A 16,349-nucleotide genomic window follows, 5' to 3' on the forward strand; every position below is an offset into this window, starting at 1 on the left:
GTCCCGCTGTTCTGGCACTGCTCCCGGAGCGAGGGGGCGCAAGCGAGTGGAGGCCCTGGAATGGCTCGATCGGTGATCAGACGCCTCTGGAAGCCCGTCATCGCGGTCCTGACGGTGTCCGGCTCCCTCTTCGCCACTACCGCCACGGCCGCAGAACACCGCGCCGCTGCCGTACCGCCGGGCGACTACTGCGGCTCGCAAGAAGGCTTCTACGGTGGGGGCCAGTACACCTACGCCGAAGTACAGGCGTGTCTGCACTTCGAAGACGGTGGACCCCCAGAGGTGCGGGTGAGCACCCACAACAACAGCTACTACTGGGGCAGCGCCTGGTACAACGCAAGCGCGAGCTACCCAGCCCAATGGAGGGCCGAGGGCGCCGTGAGCAAGGATGGCCAGACGGCGACCTACTCGGCCTCTCTCCGCCAGGAGTCCCGCGACGGCTGGGCCGGCGGAGGGCAATTGCCGGCCAGCGAGTGCGGCGCGGCCACCGTCACCCTGAACTTCCATCAAAGCGGGCCGTACTGGACCGGCAGTGACAATGACATCAACTCGGGCGAGCGCACCTACCAGATCGACGTGCCGTGCTGACCCTCTTAGGGCCTGTCCGATGGGTCCGGTATAACCCACCGGCAGCCCTTAGCCGGGGGTGTCCTGGCCAACTGCCCGGATGACGTCGGCAAGCCACACCAGGTGGTAGCCCAGGGCCCGGTCCGACTCACCGGACAGACACTAGGGGAGGCCCGGCCTGACGGGTGCCGTGCCCAGTGCCGGCCCATACCTGACGGGTGCCCGTGCCTGGCGCCTGCCCGGGCCTGCCCGGCATCAGCCCACGCCCCCCGTCACCCTCCCCGCAGCTTGCGGAAGTCCCACGAGAGCACGCTCTGCGGCGTCAGCCGCAGCCAGGCGTGGCGGCCGTCGTGGGGCATCGCGTCCAGGTCGAAGTACTTGGCCGCGAACAGCCGTTCCGGCGTCTCCAGGGCGGGGCACGCCTCGCCCCGGCGCGGTGCCTCGCCGACGCTCTCCGCGGTGCCGGACAGCTCCGCCCCGCGCAGCTCCCCGTACTCACGGCCGTCGTCGACGATGACCGCGAGGCGCGGATCGCGTCGTACGTCGGCCCAGCGCCGGCTGCGGGTGAGGGAGTACAGCCACAGCGCCCGCCCGTCCCATACGAACCACAGTGCGCTGACGTGCGGCCGCCCGTCACGGCCCGCCGTCGCCACCCGGCAGGTGCGTTGCGCGGTGAGGAAGGCGTCCAGCTCCGCCGGATCCATCATGATCCGGCGGCCCCGCCGCTGTGTGACGGCCATCGTCCATCACCCGCCCTCCGGAAGCTGACTGTCTGTCAGAAAGGATGGGTCCTCTTCCCCCGCCGCGCAATGCCCGCTACCCTCACGCGCCCGGACCCCACCCGTGCCGGACCCGACGAGGGAGCACCATGGCGCCGCAGGACCAGCCCGCCGAGGGGCTCGACCCGGCAACCACCGTGCTGATGACCGTTGAGTGCCAGCGCGGCGTCGTCGGCCCCGACAGCGCCCTGCCCGAGCTCGCCGCCGTCGCCCGCGCCTCCGGAGCGCTGGTCAACGTCGCCCGCCTCGTCGCCGCGGCGCACCAGGCGGACATCCAGGTCGTGCACGCCATCGCCGAGCGGCGCCCCGACGGCCGCGGCGCCAGCCGCAACGCCCACCTCTTCCGCGCCGCCGAACGCCTGCCCGTCCAGCAGCTGACCGGCACCCTCGCCGTCCGCGTCGCCGAGCCCGTCCCGGTCGGCGACGGCGACCTGGTCGTCCGCCGGCTGCACGGCCTCTCGCCGCTGGCCGGCACCGGCGTGGACGCCCTGCTGCGCAACATCGGCTGCCGCACCCTGATCGTCGCGGGCGTCTCCGCCAACGTCGCGATCCCGAACACCGTCTTCGACGCCGTCAACCTCGGCTACACCGCCGTCGTCCCCTCCGACGCCATCGCCGGAGTGCCCGCCGAGTACACGGCGGCCATGGTCCGCCACACCCTCTCGCTCGTCGCCACCGTCACCACGACCGAAGCCCTCCTGCGCGACTGGCGGCACCGGCGGCGGCAGCGCTGAGCGGGTGCGGCGGACCGTTCGTACGCCGCTCGGCCCGGGGTCAGCCCAGCGTCGATCAGCCCAGCGTCAAGGAGTCGCCGCTGACGGAGATCTGCTCCGGCGGCAGAGGCTTGGTCGCCGGGTCCTTGCGCACGCTGCCGTCCTCGATGGAGAACGTGCTGCCGTGACAGGGGCAGACGATGGTCCCGTTCGTCACCTCCTTCACCAGGCACCCCTGGTGCGTGCAGACCGCCGAGAACGCCTTGAACTGCCCCTTCGTCGGCTGGGTCACGACCACCTTCCGGTCCGGGAACACCTTCCCGCCGCCCACCGGAATGTCCGCGGTCCGGGCCAGGGCCTCGCTCTCGCCCTTCTTCTCGCCCCCGGAACCTCCGCACGCGGCGAGCACGGCGGCCAGAGAGGCGACCCCGGCCGTCGCGACGACGGTGCGCCGGGTCGCTCCGGCCGGGGCGGGTGACGAATGCGTCATGATCGATCCCTCGCTGTTCGTTCCAGGAGTCGGCTGGTTCGAGGAGCCATACGGTTCGCGCGCCCGCGTCGTTCAACGACTGAGTAACCTGGGGCGATGCTCCCCGACGTCACGGGATCGTCGACGCCGACGATCGATTCTCCCCAGGGAGTACCTCCGTCGTGGGTAGCGGAGGTACGAAAGTCACCGCTGCCCATGGCACGCTGGGTGACTGCAGTGGATGGAGAGCTCCGAAACAGCTGAGCCGATGGACTCCACGGCACTGGATGCTCGCCGACACCGTGCCGGACGGTGCCCTGATGGGCGGCCCCCTTGCGTTGGCTGCCGACTGGTTCGGCGCCTTCCGGGAAGCGGGCGCTAATTCTCGGCGGGGCGGCCCGCGCGGGAACCCTGGACCGGGGGCTGCGCCACAGCACACGCCTCAGGTAAGGAGGGTGTGGAGCGAGGTGTATCCGTATCCCTGGTCGCTGATGGCCTGGATGAGGGAGGGCAGTGCGGTGGCGTCGACCGTCGAGGGGTCCGTGGGGCTGGTGGTTCCCACGTGCATGAGGATGATGGCGCCTGGGGTGAGGGCTTTCATGACGCGGGCGATGGCGGTGTCGGTGGTGGCGCCACCGGAATTGCCCTTCCAGCCGCAGGTGTCGACGGTCCAGCGGACGCACACGTATCCCTCGTCGTTGACGTCGGCGATGCTCTGCCGGTCGACCTCGCCGAAGGGGAAGCGGAAGAGCGGCACGGGCGGACGTCCGGTGGCCTTGTCGATGGCATCGGCGGCCGACCGGATCTCCCGCAGTCGCCGGTCGTGGGTGAGCTTGGGGAACGCGGGGTGCGTCATGGAATGGTTGCCCACCGGGTAGTGGGCGGCGATGCGCCGGGCGACGGCCCCGTTGTCCGAGGCGAAGCGCCCGGTCATGAAGAAGTTGGCGGGGAGCCCGTGCTCACCGAGGGTCGCGAGGACCTTGTCGACGCCGTCCGGGGTGCTGCCGCAGTCGAAGGTCAGGGCTACCTTCTTTTCGGCGATGGGCACCCTGGTGACGTCCTGGCCCGCCAGGTCCGCGGGCGCGGAGCGCCGGGCTGCCGCTCCCCGGCCGGCGGCTGCCGCCTGGACGGTCCCTTGGGCGAGGGTGGCTGTCGCCAGGGCGGCCGCGCCGGCGGCGAACCCCAGGCGCAGCAGAGTCCTCCTGGACGGTGCGCCCATCCGACCAGGTTCGTGGAAAGCCTTGTTCACGTATTCCTCAGCCACTTCTCTTGGTCACAGGTGATGACGGACGGCTGGATGGGTGCCGGCAGGAGGTCAGAGCTCTCCGCCGACCTGGCTGCCGATCGTCGCGACGTCGTCCCCCTGGCCGTTGACGACGGTCACGAGGTTCTCACCCTGGTTGTCCACCAAGCCGAGAACTTGCCCGACCATGCCGCCCGAGGTCTGGCTTCCGTCGTCGAGGGCGTGGGCCGGCGCGACGAGCGCCCCCGAGGAGGACGGAGGTGCCGAGGACGGCAAGTGCGAGGCGACGCATGACGTACTTCCCTTTGTTCGGTGGGGTGGTTGGCTCACGGGATGGAGACGGGCCGGAGGCAATCACAGAGCTGCCCGGCCGTACCCACCGTCATTCGGGCATCACCCGTATGAGCACTCCGCCGTCACGGTGGTGAACCGGTAGCCGGAATGCAGCAGTTGGGGAAGGTGGACGGCAGATGGTCGAGGTTGGGGTGGGTCCACGTGTGATTGCTCAGTGTGTGCCCCGCATCGGCGACCTGCCGTGCGATGTGAGGGTACTTGGCCACATTGGCGCCCATCATGAAGAAGGTCGCCCGAATGCGATACCGCGCCAGGACGGCCAGTACCTCCGGCGTGTAGAGGGGATTGGGGCCATCGGTGAAGGTCAGGGCGAGCGTCTTCGGTCCGGCAGCTACGTGGTGGTCGGGCCCGGAAGGCCGCCCGTTCCCTGCGCCGGCGCTGGTCGCGGAGGCGGGATCCGCGCCGAGGAGCGGCGCCACCAGGGCCGTGCCGGAGGCCGCTAGGAGCCAACGACGGGTAAACGCAGGTCGATTGCTGGTCGGCACCGCTCCAGCATGGCCGCCCGCCGACCACACCGGCGATAACGTGCGGATCATGCCTCTCCCGACAGCAGTGCCCCACCCTGCAGCAATGAGAAGGACGGCGCGGTCGGTCATCGCCGTCACGATCGCGGCTGCCGCGGTGCTGGCACCGGCAGCCCCCGCCGTCGCCGGACGTGGCAGCACGGCCGCGCCCGGGTCCGTCACCGGCCACGCCGGGGTGTGCTCCCTCTTCGGCTCGGAGAACCGCACCATGCCCACGCAGCAGCGCGTGGTGGCCCTGACGTTCAACGCCGCCTGGGAGACGGAGGGGCTCGACACGGTGCTCAGGGTGCTCCGCCGGTACCACGCCCCGGCCACCTTCTTCCTCACCGGCGACTTCGCCGACCGCCACCCGGAGGCCGCCCGTGCCATCGCGGCGGCCGGACACGGGATCGGCAACCACTCCTACAGCCACCCGCACTTCGAGACCCTGCAACCCGGCGAGCGCGCGGCCGAGGTTCTCCGGGCGGACCGGGCGATCCGCACCGCCGCCGGCACCACCCCGCTGCCGTTCTTCCGCTTCCCCTACGGCGACACCACACCGCGCGAGATCGCCGAGGTCAACGCCCTGGGCTTCGCCGACATCGAGTGGACTACCGACACCAACGGCTACCTCGGCCCGGCCGGCGGAATGACCGTGCAAAAGGTCGTACAACGCGCCCTGGACGCCCTCCGCCCCGGCGCCATCATCGAGATGCACATTGGTTCCCACGGCCAGGACACCGTCCTCGACGCCGACGCCCTGCCCCAGCTCATCGAAGCCATCCGGGCCCACGGCTACGACATCACCGACCTGCGCGACCTCCTCAACGCCCCTCAGGGCTCGCACTGCAAGGAGCCCAGGTCGCAGCCGGAGAACTCCACGGAGCCGACGCGGAGCTTCTCCAGCCGCGTGCGCCGGGCCTTGAGCCACTGATCCGGCCGTCCGGCAGGTGGGTGACTGCCAGGTCGAGGTCGTGCAGCTCGGTGTCGGCGTAGTGGAACTCCGCCACCCGACCGCGTCCGTCCTCGAGCGAGGCGACGTTGGAGAGGTGGAGCAGACAAGGCCCTACGCTACGGCTTTGCCGAGCCCTCGGGCAGCACGCCGGAGAGCCGCAACAGCTTGCCATCCCGGCTGCTGACGTAGATCGAGCCCTTGCCGCGGTCCAGCCCGATGCCGCAAACCCTGCCCAGATCCTCGGCCACCACGCGCTGATGGCCCTTGGCCTCGCCGTCAGCCACGACGACCTCATGCAGCTTCTTGCCCTCAGGGTCGGAAACGTACGCGTTGACCGCCCCATCCAGCGCTACGCGGACGCTGCCATTCCCGAGATTGGTGGCGACGGCTTGCGGGGTGCCGCCATCCGCCTTCAGGTCGACCTCGTACAGCCCGCTCTTGTCGTACTGGCCGATGTACGCCTTGCCCTTGTCCAGGGCTACTCCGGCAGCCCTCGGCACGGCCCAGGTGCGCTTCTTCTCCGCCCGTCCATTGCTCAGCTTGAACTCGATCAGCTGCCCTTTTTCGACGTCGGTGACATAGACCTTGTTACCCGGCAGGTCCAGTGCGACGCCGTACGCGAACGTGCCCTCGGTGCCCGTGACCGGGGAGATGGAGCGGTCGGACAGGTTCACTGTGAACAGGCGCTTGCCGCTCCAGTCTGCGACGTAGGCCATGTCGCCCGGCAGGTCCAGCGCCACATCGTTGACTTGGCCCAAGCCCTCCAAGACCCAGTCCGTGTCGCCGTCGGCGAGATCCACCTTGTGCAGCTTGCCGCCCGCGCGGTCGGTGACGTACGCCTTTCGGTTCACCAGGTCCAGCGCGAGGCCATCGGCCGTTCCGAAGCCGGTGGCGCGCTCGTCAGGAGCCCTTTTCGCCCCCTCTTGTTCTTCGCCGCTGCTCTTGTGAAGAGGGTGATGCTGCATATTGAAGTTGAGCTTTTCAAGCTCGAAGACCTCGTGCACCCCGGCGAGGGTGGAGACGACCTCGGCCTCCCCTTTTTGCGTGAACGGCTTGCCTTCATCGGTCAAGTCGAAAGGATCCGTGGTCGTGGTCTCGCCGAGTTTCCACGCAATCACCTTGGAGTATTTCGGTTCCTTGGCCTGTGGGCCGTCCGGGCGGGTCTCCTTGACCTCTACCGGCTCGGGGTAATACAAAGCGACCCATCCGCCGAAGGAGATAGGGAATTCGTAGTCGAACCTTCTCACCTGACGTCGCTGCGTGGCCAGGACATCTACCCGGCTGGCAACGTCCCCGCTCAGCGTGGACGATGTTTTGAACGAAGTGGTCAACGAACCACTGACGGATGCAGTGATCCCAAGCATCAGCTGTGCCGACAATTCCCCGGTGCCCGTGGCGGTACCCGTGGCTGTTGTCGTACTTGTCGTTTGTGACTGAGACTCCGTGTCGACGCCCTGGTTGTCCTTGCTGTTCTTCAGGGTGGTCTTCTGGGATTGGTTCAACGCCATGCTCTGCTGCAGTTGCTGCTGCAGTGATGCGATGGCTTTTGCCCCGAAGGTGAGCTGTACCTGCCCCTGGAGCGACCAGCTGATTGTGTTCGAAATCGAGAATTCGACGGTGTGCGACCATTTGGTGGGGGTGGGGTCGGTTCGATTGACGTACGTCTGCTTGGAGATCACGTCAGGAGGGGGCTGTGCAATGTCGCCTCGCTCTTCGACAAGCGGTACACCCACCGTCATGTAGGCGCGCCACCCACGCTGGTGTGCCGCATCCTCCCCTTCGGGAAAGTCACCGAATCGCCCCTTGTTCAAAGAGAACCCGGTAGGGGAGATATACCGGTCCTTTCCGTCCTTAGATTTCTTTTCGGCCTTCCTCTTCAGTTTATCCTTGTCCCGCTCCAGGATCGCGGAGGCCTTGTCGGCAATTTTGAGCTCCTTCAGGTTTCGCCCTGTCAGCGGGTGGCGCACAAATCGTTCGCCCAGATGAGCTGTACTCACGTTGTTTTTGGTGGCGCCGCCCATGCTCTTCAGCCTCCTCGCGTCGCAGAACTGAACGATCTGTCAGTGATTGTTTGTGAGCTGCTTCCAGCCTGGCGTGATCGAATGCGAACTCGTCCCGTCAGGCTGCCGGGCGAGTCCGTTGTTCCTGCTCAAGGGTCAGATCGCGGAACGCGGGACTTTTGAACAGCTCTTCGACCCTCGAGCTATCTCGCAAATCGGCCCTCACCCCTTGGCCGGCCCATCGTCGGTCCTTTTGATGTCGTTGGCCGACTTTTGGTTATCCTTTCTCGATTCTTCTCGCTGTTGGTCGCTGATCTTCGGCCGGTCTTCTTCGCTGATCTTCGGCCGGTCTTTGTCCCTGATCTCCACCTTCACCTTTTTGAATGCCTCATCCTTGGCCGAAGATGCCATACCGGATGTCGATTCGGGGTTTTCGCTGGCTTCCCGCTGCGTGGCGGCTGCCGTCTGGGTATTCTTGAACAGGGGGGAGATGAAGTTGTTCATGATATTGAGCGCCTCGGGCGACGTCTCACGCACAATCTTCGGGTCACGCGCAGCTTCGGGAATGCCGTCGTAGAGCTCCGGATCGACCCCTTTGTTTTCGGGCCAGGCGCCGGGAATCGTTTCGGATACCTTTTGCGCGGACTCTTGGGCGGACTTGGCTTCACTTCCGCCGCCGTCGAAGATATTCTTAAAAGTCATGAGATTTCCTCCGGAATCCTCTTGGTGAACGAAAAATCACCCCTGATGAATGAGGATGATTTTTCTCGCCGTAATGAGGCCGCCTCAAGGGTGATGAGGGTTTCGTGGCCGGACGCCCTCACCTGACACCGTGAGGCGGCCTGGACGTGCACCGGCTGCCGATAAACCCACTAGGCCGTGCCGCATTTCGCCAGGACCAGCTGCGCACGAGTCACCCTTGTCGCCCAGGGCTTCAGTCTCCTTTTGTAGCCCACCGTGTGCACCAGGATCTTCGTGTGTTTGCTACCCCTCTGGTGATCGATCTATCCGGCTCGGTCCTGCGGTTTTTGTTTGGAGTACCATGACGGCTGGAACTGATCCCCGGTTGGTTTCTGGTTGAACGATGCTCTGAAATGGCCCCGCCTGCGACCTGCGATGACCGGCTTGGAGGGACCACTTCAGGGGATCATCGAACTGCAGATCGCGTTGAGTCCTGGCCAACACGGCGGTCCTCAATATCGAGTCGAAACTGGTGGGTCTCCTGCTTATCAGCCGGGTATGAGTGCCCAAAGTGGGGCTACGCGTCGGCTGGCGCCCGCGGCGCAGGAGGATCCGCGGCTGCGGGCCATTGCGGCGCTGGAGCCGGGGCGAGTTACCGGCACCCCGGACCAGGCCCTCACCGCGCGCAGCGACCTGATGGACCACCTCGATGCCCTGCTCACCGAGAAGGAAGCCCACCGGCGCCAGGGCCTGCTCGACGACCTCGTGCAATACGCCCGCGGCGAAGACGGCCCCCGGACCGTTTCACTCCTCGCCCGCGATCACCCTCGGTTACTATGCTCACTTCATGCCGGAGGCTGGCAGCAAGTGGCGCGCTGTCCTCGACGGACTGCTTGGCCCCCTCCGAAGCGGTCCGTGGATTGCAAAGCTAAAGAGACGGATGGCCTGGGAAATGCTGGAAGAGGTTGTTGCGACTCGCTATATCGCGCCTCTGCGTGAGGGCGGCTCGCTCCCGGGCATCGTCGAGGCCGACGATCTCGGTACGTACGTCATGAAATTCACCGGCGCCGGCCAGGGCCGCAAGACGCTGGTGGCCGAGGTCATCTGCGGGCAGCTCGCCCGCCGCCTCGGGCTGCGGGTGCCGGAACTGGCCACCATCCAGCTCGACCCGGTCATCGGCCGCGGCGAACCGGACCCCGAGGTGCAGGCACTCCTCAAGGCCAGCGGCGGGCTCAACCTCGGGATGGACTTCCTCCCCGGCGCCCTCGGCTTCGACCCGCTCGCCTTCGAGACCGACGCGGCCGAGGCCGGGCGCGTGGTCTGGTTCGACGCGCTGATCAACAACGTCGACCGCTCCTGGCGCAACCCCAACCTGCTGGTCTGGCACGGCCGGCTGTGGCTCATCGACCACGGCGCCACCATGATCTGGCACCACAACTGGCCGAGCGCGGCGGCCGCGGCCGGCAAGGCGTACGACGCCTCCGACCATGTACTCGCCTCCTTCGACCCGGACGTCGCGGGCGCCGCGGCCGAGCTGGCCCCGCGCATCACGGCCGAGCTGCTGACCGAGGTCGCCGCCGACGTGCCCGACGAGTGGCTCGTGGACGAGCCCGGCTTCGACAGCCCGGACGCCCTGCGCCGCGCCTACGTCGAGGTCCTGCTCGATCGCGCGGCGACCATCGGCGATCGCATCACCGTCGGCGAGCGTAGCGCCGACAAACCCTCGCAGGCCCCGGAATGGGTGCGTGTCAGGCTGAACGGAAAGGCCGGGAAATGACGCGCCACAACGGACGCGACGTCTTCGAGTACGCGCTGCTGCGCGTCGTACCACGCGTCGAGCGCGGGGAGCAGATCAACGCCGGAGTCGTCGTCTACTGCCAGGCCAAGTCCTACGTCGCCGCCCGCGTCCACCTGGACGAGGCCCGGCTGCTGGCCCTCGACCCCACGGCGGACGTGGCGGGCGTACGCGCGGCGCTGCACGCCGTGGAAGGCGTCTGCGCGGGCGGCGAGCGCGCCGGGCAGGCGGCCTGCGACGACGCCGGCCGGCGGTTCCGCTGGCTGATCGCGCCGCGCAGCACGATCGTCCAGCCCGGGCCCGTGCACACCGGACTGACCGCCGACCCCGACAGCGAGTCCGAGCGCCTGCTCGACCTGCTGGTCAGGTGAGCGGAGGGCCACGCGGGAGGCGGTGCGCCGCGAGGCGTTGACAGCGGGTGGCGGTGCTTCTAGCGTCGGAGATCGTCCGACGTTACTAAGCGGTTGCTCACCCGCTGTTCGAAGGCGGGAGAGCCGCCTTCGAGGTGAGGAGAACCCGCATGTCCACCACCGAGCAGCGCGTAGCCCTGGTCACGGGCGCGGCCCGTGGCATCGGCGCCGCGACCGCCGTGCGCCTGGCCGCCGAGGGCCGCGCGGTCGCCGTCCTCGACCTCGACGAGGCGGCCTGCGCGGAGACCGTGGAGACGATCACGGCGGCGGGCGGCACGGCCCTCGCCGTCGGCTGCGACGTCTCCGACTCCGCCCAGGTGGACACCGCCGTGGCCCGTGTCGCCGCGGAGCTGGGCGCCCCCGTCATCCTCGTCAACAACGCGGGCGTGCTGCGCGACAACCTGCTGTTCAAGATGAGCGACAGCGACTGGGACGCCGTCATGAACGTCCACCTGCGCGGTGCGTTCCTGATGTCGCGCGCCTGCCAGAAGCACATGGTGGACGCCGGCTTCGGCCGGATCGTCAACCTCTCCAGCAGCTCGGCCCTCGGCAACCGTGGCCAGGCCAACTACGCGGCCGCCAAGGCCGGGATCCAGGGCTTCACCAAGACCCTCGCCAAGGAGCTCGGCAAGTTCGGCATCACCGCCAACTCCGTCGCGCCCGGTTTCATCGCCACCGACATGACGGCGGCCACCGCCGCCCGGGTGGGCATGAGCTTCGAGGACTTCAAGACCGCCGCCGCGAGCCAGATCCCGGTGCAGCGCGTCGGCGAGCCCGCGGACATCGCCCACGCCGTCGCCTTCTTCACCGGCGAGCAGGCCGGCTTCGTCTCCGGCCAGGTCCTGTACGTGGCCGGCGGCCCCCTCAACTGACGGAAAGGCGGACAGACATGACCGTTCAGGAGCGGGAGCTCACCGGAAGAGTCGCCCTCGTCACCGGCGCCAGCAGGGGCATCGGCTACGGCATCGCCGAGGCCCTCGTGGCCCGCGGCGACCGCGTCGTCATCACCGGCCGCAACGAGGACGCCCTCAAGGAGGCCGTGGCGAAGCTCGGCGACCGGCAGGCCATCGGCGTGGCGGGCAGGGCCCACGACGAGGACCACCAGGCCGTGGCCGTCGAGCGCGCCATGGAGGCCTTCGGGCGTGTGGACTACCTCGTCAACAACGCCGGCACCAATCCGGTGTTCGGCCCCATCGCCGACCTCAAGCTCAGCGTCGCCCGCAAGGTCTTCGAGACCAACGTCATCTCGGCGCTCGGGTTCGCCCAGCAGACGTACAAGGCCTGGCAGAAGGAGAACGGCGGCGCGATCGTCAACATCGCCTCCGTCGCCGGTCTCGGCTCGTCCCGCTTCGTCGGCGCGTACGGCATCAGCAAGGCCGCCATGATCAACCTCACCCTGCAGCTCGCCCACGAGCTGGCGCCGGGCGTACGGGTCAACGCCATCGCCCCGGCCTTGGTGAAGACCCAGTTCGCCGCCGTCCTCTACGAAGGCCGCGAGCAGGAGGCCGTGGCCTCCTACCCGCTCGGGCGCCTGGGCGTCCCGGAGGACATCGGCGGCGCGGCGGCGTTCCTGCTGTCCGACGCCGCGGGCTGGATCACGGGCCAGACCCTGGTCGTGGACGGCGGGCTCTTCCTCAACGCGGGGGTCTGACAGGGTCTGACGGGATCTGACGGGGTACGACGCCCCCGGCCGCCGGGGCCCGCAGGGTCCCCGGCGGCCGCGCGGACGGCGTTGTCAGTGGTGGCGGGTAAGTTCTCACGCGAGAACGGAACGAACCACCGGAGGTTGTCGACGTGAGTGTCACCGACGTGCTGCCCGAGTCCTGGCACGGAGTCCTCGGCGAGGAGCTGGACAAGCCCTACTTCAAGGACCTCACGGCCTTCGTCGAGGAGGAGCGGACGAAGGCGCCGGTGTACCCGCCGCGCGGCGAGGTGTTCGCCGCCCTGGACGCCACTCCGTTCGACCGGGTCAAGGTCCTCATCCTCGGCCAGGACCCGTACCACGGGGCGGGCCAGGGCCACGGCCTGTCCTTCTCCGTGCGCCCCGGGGTCAAGACGCCGCCCTCGCTGCGCAACATCTACAAGGAGATGCGGGAGGAGCTCGGCTACGACGTCCCGGACAACGGCTACCTCCAGCCGTGGGCCGAGCAGGGCGTCCTGCTGCTCAACGCCGTCCTGACGGTGCGCGGCGGCGAGCCCAACTCCCACAAGGGCAAGGGCTGGGAGAAGTTCACCGACGCGGTCATCCGCGCCGTGGCCTCCCGGCCCGACCCGGCCGTCTTCGTGCTGTGGGGCAACTACGCCCAGAAGAAGCTGCCGCTCATCGACGAGGAGCGGCACATCGTCGTCAAGGGCGCCCACCCCTCGCCCCTGTCGGCGAAGAAGTTCTTCGGCAGCCGCCCCTTCAGCCAGATCAACGAGGCCATCGCGGCCCAGGGCCACGAGCCGATCGACTGGCGCATCCCGGACCTCGCGGTCTGAGCGGTCGGTCGTTCTGACCGGTGTCGGGTCGGGCCGGTTCGACGGTCCGAACCGGCCCGGTCGCCGGCAGGGCGATCAGTTCCCGTACACCTGACGGCAGATCCGCGAGGCGTCGCCGCCCTTCTGCCATTTGCCGTAGGTGTCGCCCATGGCACAGACGCCGTTGCCGCTGCGGCCCCGTGGTGGCGCGGGTGCGGCCGGCGCCGGGGCCGGGGCCTCGTGGTGCGACTCGTGGCCCGGCCGGCCGTGGGACTCCTCGTGCCGGCGGGCGGGAGGGGCCGGCGCCTCGTGCACCTCCCGGGCGGCGGGTGCCGAGGCGGGCGGTTCGGCGGAACGGCCGCCGCCCGCGGGGCGTTCTGCCGCCCATGGCGGCTCCGCGTGCTCCCGCTCGCCGGGACCGGCGGGACGGGGCGAATCGGGCGCGCCCTGCCCCCTGTTCCACGACGGACCCCATGACGGCCGCCAGGAGGGCCCCCATCCGGCGTCCCGGGACGGCTCTCCTCCCGGGCCCTCGCCCGTACCCCACACCGGCTCCCGGCCTGGTTCCCACGAAGGGCCCCAGGGCGGGTCACCGGTCAGGAGCAGGGGCGGATCCGTGGACCGCCCCAGCGACGCCCTGCCACGCTCCGGGCCGTCCCCCGTGGTGACCAGGGACTCGCGGGCAGGGCCGGGCCCGGCCTCGGGCTCCGCGGCACGGGAGAGGCGGGGCGGTACGGACCGGTCGTCATTCGGGGAGACGGCGACGCAGCCGGTGGCGGCCGACATCGCCACCGCCACCAGGCAGGCCGCTGCGGGCATTCGATGCACCCGCCCAACCCTGCTGGGACCCACGGCCCGTTGGGAATTCCTCGCGGGGGTGATACGGGATCACGGACGGCCCCCGTGCGCCGTCCGTCACACCGTCACTCCCCGGTCATCCCGCCCCGGTCATCCCACCCCGGCCATCCCGCCCTGGTCATTCCCCCGTCATGACCCGGTCGCGCCGTCGATCCGTTCACGGATGAGGTCCGCGTGACCGTTGTGGCGTGCGTACTCCTCGATCATGTGGAGCAGGATCCAGCGCAGATCGAACCGGTCGCCGTTGGCGCGCGTACCGACGCTCAGGTCGTCCAGCGAGTGTCCACCCGCCGCCTCCCGGGCCGCGGCGACCTCCGCCCGCCAGACGGTGAAGGCTTCCTCCGCCGTGTCCTGCTCGCAGGTGCGGAAGTCCCCGTCGAGGTCCTCGTCGCTGTAGAAGATCGGCGTGGCCGACGTCTCCCCGGCGAGTATCCGCCGGAACCAGTGCCGTTCGACGTCGGCCATGTGCCGTACGAGCCCGAGCAGCGTCAGCTCCGACGGCGGCACCGAGGCCTCCCGCAGGCTCTTGTCGTCGAGCCCGGCGCACTTCATGGCGAGGGTGGCGCGCTGATAGTCGAGAAAGCCCTCGAGAGCGATGCGTTCGCCGGCGACGGTGGGTGGCGCGATGCGTTCGGGTGTGGTCATGGCCGCCATCCTGGCGGTCGTGGCGCGGCGGCGCCAAGGATTATCGGCCGAGCATGCCGCGCAGCAGCTCGGCGAAGCCGGCGCGCAGTTGCGCCCGCTCCGGCACCTCGGCGTGGAACGACCCGGCGACGCACGAGAACATCAGCCCCTCGCACCACGCCAGCAGGGACAGCGCGTGCCGCTGCGGATCGTCCGAGCCTGCGGCGGTCATCAGCGCGACCAGTGGTTCTCGGAAGGCCTGCCCCTCCTCGTCGTAGATCTTCCGCAGCTCCGGCCGCCGGGTCGCCTCCAGCGCCAGTTCGTAGCGGGCGAGGACGAGCTCGCGATGGCCGGTGAGCGAGCGGTGCAGCGCCAGGGCCAGCGCGTCGGCGAGTGCGTCCGTTCCTCCCGCCAGGGCCGGCATCTCCGTCGGCGTCAGCACCCTTGCCTCGCGCACCGCGTGCCGGCGCACCGCGAGTTCCAGCAGCGCCGCGCGCGTACGGGCGTGGTTGGAGGTCGAGCCGGGCGGCAGTCCGGCCGCCTCGTCCACCGCGCGGTGGGTCAGGCCCCGCATGCCCCGCTCGGCGAGCAGTGCGATGGCGGTGTCGGCGATCAGTTCGGCGCGGGAGGGCGCTCCAGGGGTGCGGGCGCTGCGTGGTGCTGCGGTCATGGTCCCAACCTAGCCGCATCACTACGGGCGTAGTAATCTCTCACTACAGATGTAGTGACGAGGAGGAGTCATGGAACAGCCCCGTGCCGTCGTCATCGGTGCCGGAATCGGCGGACTCACCGCGGCGGTCGCCCTGCGGCTGAGAGGCTGGCACGTCACCGTCCTCGAACGGGCCGCCACCCTCGAACCCGTCGGCGCCGGCATCTCCCTCGCCCCCAACGCCCAGCGCGCCCTGGACGTCATCGGCCTCGGCGACGAGGTCCGCCCGCTGGCCGCCTGGCAGGGCGACGCCGGACTGCGCAGGCCGGACGGCCGCTGGCTGGCCCGTACCGACAGCCGGGCCGCGGCCCGGCGCTTCGGCGGCCCGCTGGTCCTCCTGCACCGCGCCACCCTCGCCGCTCTGCTCACCGCGCACCTGCCTGACGGAGCCGTCCGCACCGGCACCCCCGCGACCCTCGCCGACCCCGGCGCCGCCGGCCGTCCCGCCCGCGTCGCCACCCCGGACGGGGAGTTGGAGGCGGACCTCGTCGTCGGCGCGGACGGCGTCAACTCGGCCGTACGCCGCGCACTCTTCCCCACCCACCCCGGGCCCGCGTACGCCGGATTCACCACCTGGCGCGTGGTCGTCCCCGCGCCCGAGCAGCCCTTCGCGCCGCACGAGACCTGGGGCGGAGGCCGGCTCTGGGGCAGCCAGCCGCTGAAGGACGGACGCGTCTACGCCTACGCGGCGGCCCCCGCCCCCGCACGCGACCGCGCCCCCGACGAGAAGGCCGAGCTCCTGCGCCGCTTCGGCGGCTGGCACCACCCCGTCCCCGGCATCCTCGCCGCGGCCGAACCCGGGGCGGTCCTGCGGCACGACGTCCACTACATGGCCCAGGCCCTGCCCGCCTACCACCGCGGCCGCACCGCCCTCCTCGGCGACGCCGCCCACGCCATGCCCCCGAGCCTCGGACAGGGCGGCAACCAGGCCATCGAGGACGCGGTCGTCCTCGCCCACCACCTCGCCCCCACCCGCGAGGACCCCACGGCCGCGCTGGCCGCCTACACCCACGACCGGCTGCCGCGCACCATGGACGTCGTACGCCGCTCGGCGCGGGCCGGCCGGGCGTCGATGCTCAACGGCGCCCCCGCCGTCCTGCGCGACGCCGCACTCGGCGCCGCCGGCCGCCTCGCCCCGGGGCTCATGCTCCGCGGCCTCGACGGCATCGCCGACTGGCGCCCGCCCGTACGGACGTATGCTGCCTGAGCAGGAAGCAGTAGGCGCGCCC

The 16,349-nt window shown here is 69.7% G+C and carries 18 protein-coding genes; 9 read left to right on the top strand and 9 right to left on the bottom strand.

Going from position 1 to position 16,349, the window contains the following annotated elements; translation table 11 throughout:
- Positions 1 to 60: 60 nt before the first annotated feature.
- Complete coding sequence (locus tag ACIGXW_RS31925; protein ID WP_399576434.1) at positions 61 to 588, top strand: hypothetical protein; 528 nt, start codon at positions 61 to 63, stop codon at positions 586 to 588.
- Between the two features lie 251 nt (positions 589 to 839).
- Here ACIGXW_RS31925 and ACIGXW_RS31930 read toward each other — a convergent pair whose 3' ends face one another.
- Positions 840 to 1,307 carry a pyridoxamine 5'-phosphate oxidase family protein gene (locus ACIGXW_RS31930; protein WP_399576435.1) on the bottom strand — a complete coding sequence of 156 codons (468 nt, stop codon included), beginning with the start codon at positions 1,305 to 1,307 and terminating at the stop codon, positions 840 to 842.
- Between the two features lie 128 nt (positions 1,308 to 1,435).
- Between ACIGXW_RS31930 and ACIGXW_RS31935 the strand changes: the two genes are divergently transcribed.
- Positions 1,436 to 2,080 carry a cysteine hydrolase gene (locus ACIGXW_RS31935; RefSeq protein ID WP_360910433.1) on the top strand — a complete coding sequence of 215 codons (645 nt, stop codon included), beginning with the start codon at positions 1,436 to 1,438 and terminating at the stop codon, positions 2,078 to 2,080.
- Between the two features lie 55 nt (positions 2,081 to 2,135).
- Here ACIGXW_RS31935 and ACIGXW_RS31940 read toward each other — a convergent pair whose 3' ends face one another.
- The 3 genes from ACIGXW_RS31940 to ACIGXW_RS31950 all read right to left on the bottom strand — a co-directional run bounded on the left by ACIGXW_RS31940 (position 2,136) and on the right by ACIGXW_RS31950 (position 4,661).
- The gene (locus tag ACIGXW_RS31940; protein ID WP_399576436.1) at positions 2,136 to 2,549 is read right to left on the bottom strand and encodes a Rieske (2Fe-2S) protein; all 414 of its coding nucleotides are present in this window, start codon (positions 2,547 to 2,549) and stop codon (positions 2,136 to 2,138) included.
- A 421-nt stretch (positions 2,550 to 2,970) separates the two neighbouring features.
- Complete coding sequence (locus tag ACIGXW_RS31945) at positions 2,971 to 3,747, bottom strand: polysaccharide deacetylase family protein (RefSeq protein ID WP_399576437.1); 777 nt, start codon at positions 3,745 to 3,747, stop codon at positions 2,971 to 2,973.
- Between the two features lie 440 nt (positions 3,748 to 4,187).
- On the bottom strand, positions 4,188 to 4,661 hold the full coding sequence (locus ACIGXW_RS31950; RefSeq protein ID WP_399576438.1) for a polysaccharide deacetylase family protein: 474 nt from the start codon (positions 4,659 to 4,661) through the stop codon (positions 4,188 to 4,190).
- A 34-nt stretch (positions 4,662 to 4,695) separates the two neighbouring features.
- Between ACIGXW_RS31950 and ACIGXW_RS31955 the strand changes: the two genes are divergently transcribed.
- A complete protein-coding gene (locus ACIGXW_RS31955) occupies positions 4,696 to 5,562 on the top strand; it encodes a polysaccharide deacetylase family protein (protein ID WP_399576439.1) in 867 nt (288 codons plus the stop codon).
- A gap of 137 nt (positions 5,563 to 5,699) precedes the next feature.
- On the opposite strand, the gene ACIGXW_RS31960 is transcribed toward ACIGXW_RS31955, so the two are convergent.
- Together ACIGXW_RS31960 and ACIGXW_RS31965 are read right to left on the bottom strand one after the other, a co-directional pair.
- Positions 5,700 to 7,604 carry a hypothetical protein gene (locus ACIGXW_RS31960; RefSeq protein ID WP_399576440.1) on the bottom strand — a complete coding sequence of 635 codons (1,905 nt, stop codon included), beginning with the start codon at positions 7,602 to 7,604 and terminating at the stop codon, positions 5,700 to 5,702.
- A gap of 201 nt (positions 7,605 to 7,805) precedes the next feature.
- A complete protein-coding gene (locus ACIGXW_RS31965) occupies positions 7,806 to 8,285 on the bottom strand; it encodes a hypothetical protein (RefSeq protein WP_399576441.1) in 480 nt (159 codons plus the stop codon).
- 931 nt (positions 8,286 to 9,216) lie between these two features.
- Between ACIGXW_RS31965 and ACIGXW_RS31970 the strand changes: the two genes are divergently transcribed.
- From ACIGXW_RS31970 to ACIGXW_RS31990, 5 genes are all read left to right on the top strand, one after another.
- On the top strand, positions 9,217 to 10,041 hold the full coding sequence (locus ACIGXW_RS31970) for a HipA family kinase (RefSeq protein WP_399576573.1): 825 nt from the start codon (positions 9,217 to 9,219) through the stop codon (positions 10,039 to 10,041).
- Positions 10,038 to 10,430 carry a DUF3037 domain-containing protein gene (locus ACIGXW_RS31975; RefSeq protein WP_071964170.1) on the top strand — a complete coding sequence of 131 codons (393 nt, stop codon included), beginning with the start codon at positions 10,038 to 10,040 and terminating at the stop codon, positions 10,428 to 10,430. Before ACIGXW_RS31970 ends, ACIGXW_RS31975 begins: the two co-directional genes overlap by 4 nt.
- A 149-nt stretch (positions 10,431 to 10,579) precedes the next feature.
- Positions 10,580 to 11,341, top strand: coding sequence for a 3-oxoacyl-ACP reductase FabG (fabG, locus tag ACIGXW_RS31980; protein ID WP_071964171.1), 762 nt, complete (start codon positions 10,580 to 10,582; stop codon positions 11,339 to 11,341).
- Between the two features lie 17 nt (positions 11,342 to 11,358).
- Positions 11,359 to 12,120: an SDR family oxidoreductase gene (locus tag ACIGXW_RS31985; protein ID WP_071964172.1), complete on the top strand. Its 762-nt coding sequence runs from the start codon at positions 11,359 to 11,361 to the stop codon at positions 12,118 to 12,120.
- Between the two features lie 143 nt (positions 12,121 to 12,263).
- Positions 12,264 to 12,950, top strand: a complete 687-nt coding sequence (locus ACIGXW_RS31990; RefSeq protein ID WP_071964173.1) for a uracil-DNA glycosylase — start codon at positions 12,264 to 12,266, stop codon at positions 12,948 to 12,950.
- Between the two features lie 75 nt (positions 12,951 to 13,025).
- On the opposite strand, the gene ACIGXW_RS31995 is transcribed toward ACIGXW_RS31990, so the two are convergent.
- The 3 genes from ACIGXW_RS31995 to ACIGXW_RS32005 form a co-directional block, all read right to left on the bottom strand.
- Positions 13,026 to 13,748 (bottom strand): hypothetical protein, encoded by a 723-nt coding sequence (locus ACIGXW_RS31995; protein WP_399576442.1) that lies wholly within the window; start codon positions 13,746 to 13,748, stop codon positions 13,026 to 13,028.
- 168 nt (positions 13,749 to 13,916) lie between these two features.
- Positions 13,917 to 14,432 carry a DinB family protein gene (locus ACIGXW_RS32000; RefSeq protein ID WP_399576443.1) on the bottom strand — a complete coding sequence of 172 codons (516 nt, stop codon included), beginning with the start codon at positions 14,430 to 14,432 and terminating at the stop codon, positions 13,917 to 13,919.
- Between the two features lie 40 nt (positions 14,433 to 14,472).
- Positions 14,473 to 15,081: a TetR/AcrR family transcriptional regulator gene (locus ACIGXW_RS32005; protein WP_399576444.1), complete on the bottom strand. Its 609-nt coding sequence runs from the start codon at positions 15,079 to 15,081 to the stop codon at positions 14,473 to 14,475.
- 70 nt (positions 15,082 to 15,151) lie between these two features.
- Here ACIGXW_RS32005 and ACIGXW_RS32010 point away from each other — a divergent pair, with 70 nt between their 5' ends.
- Positions 15,152 to 16,327, top strand: coding sequence for an FAD-dependent monooxygenase (locus ACIGXW_RS32010; protein ID WP_399576445.1), 1,176 nt, complete (start codon positions 15,152 to 15,154; stop codon positions 16,325 to 16,327).
- Positions 16,328 to 16,349 lie beyond the last annotated feature (22 nt).

The organism is Streptomyces sp. NPDC053079 (assembly GCF_044546695.1).
GTDB lineage: Bacteria > Actinomycetota > Actinomycetes > Streptomycetales > Streptomycetaceae > Streptomyces.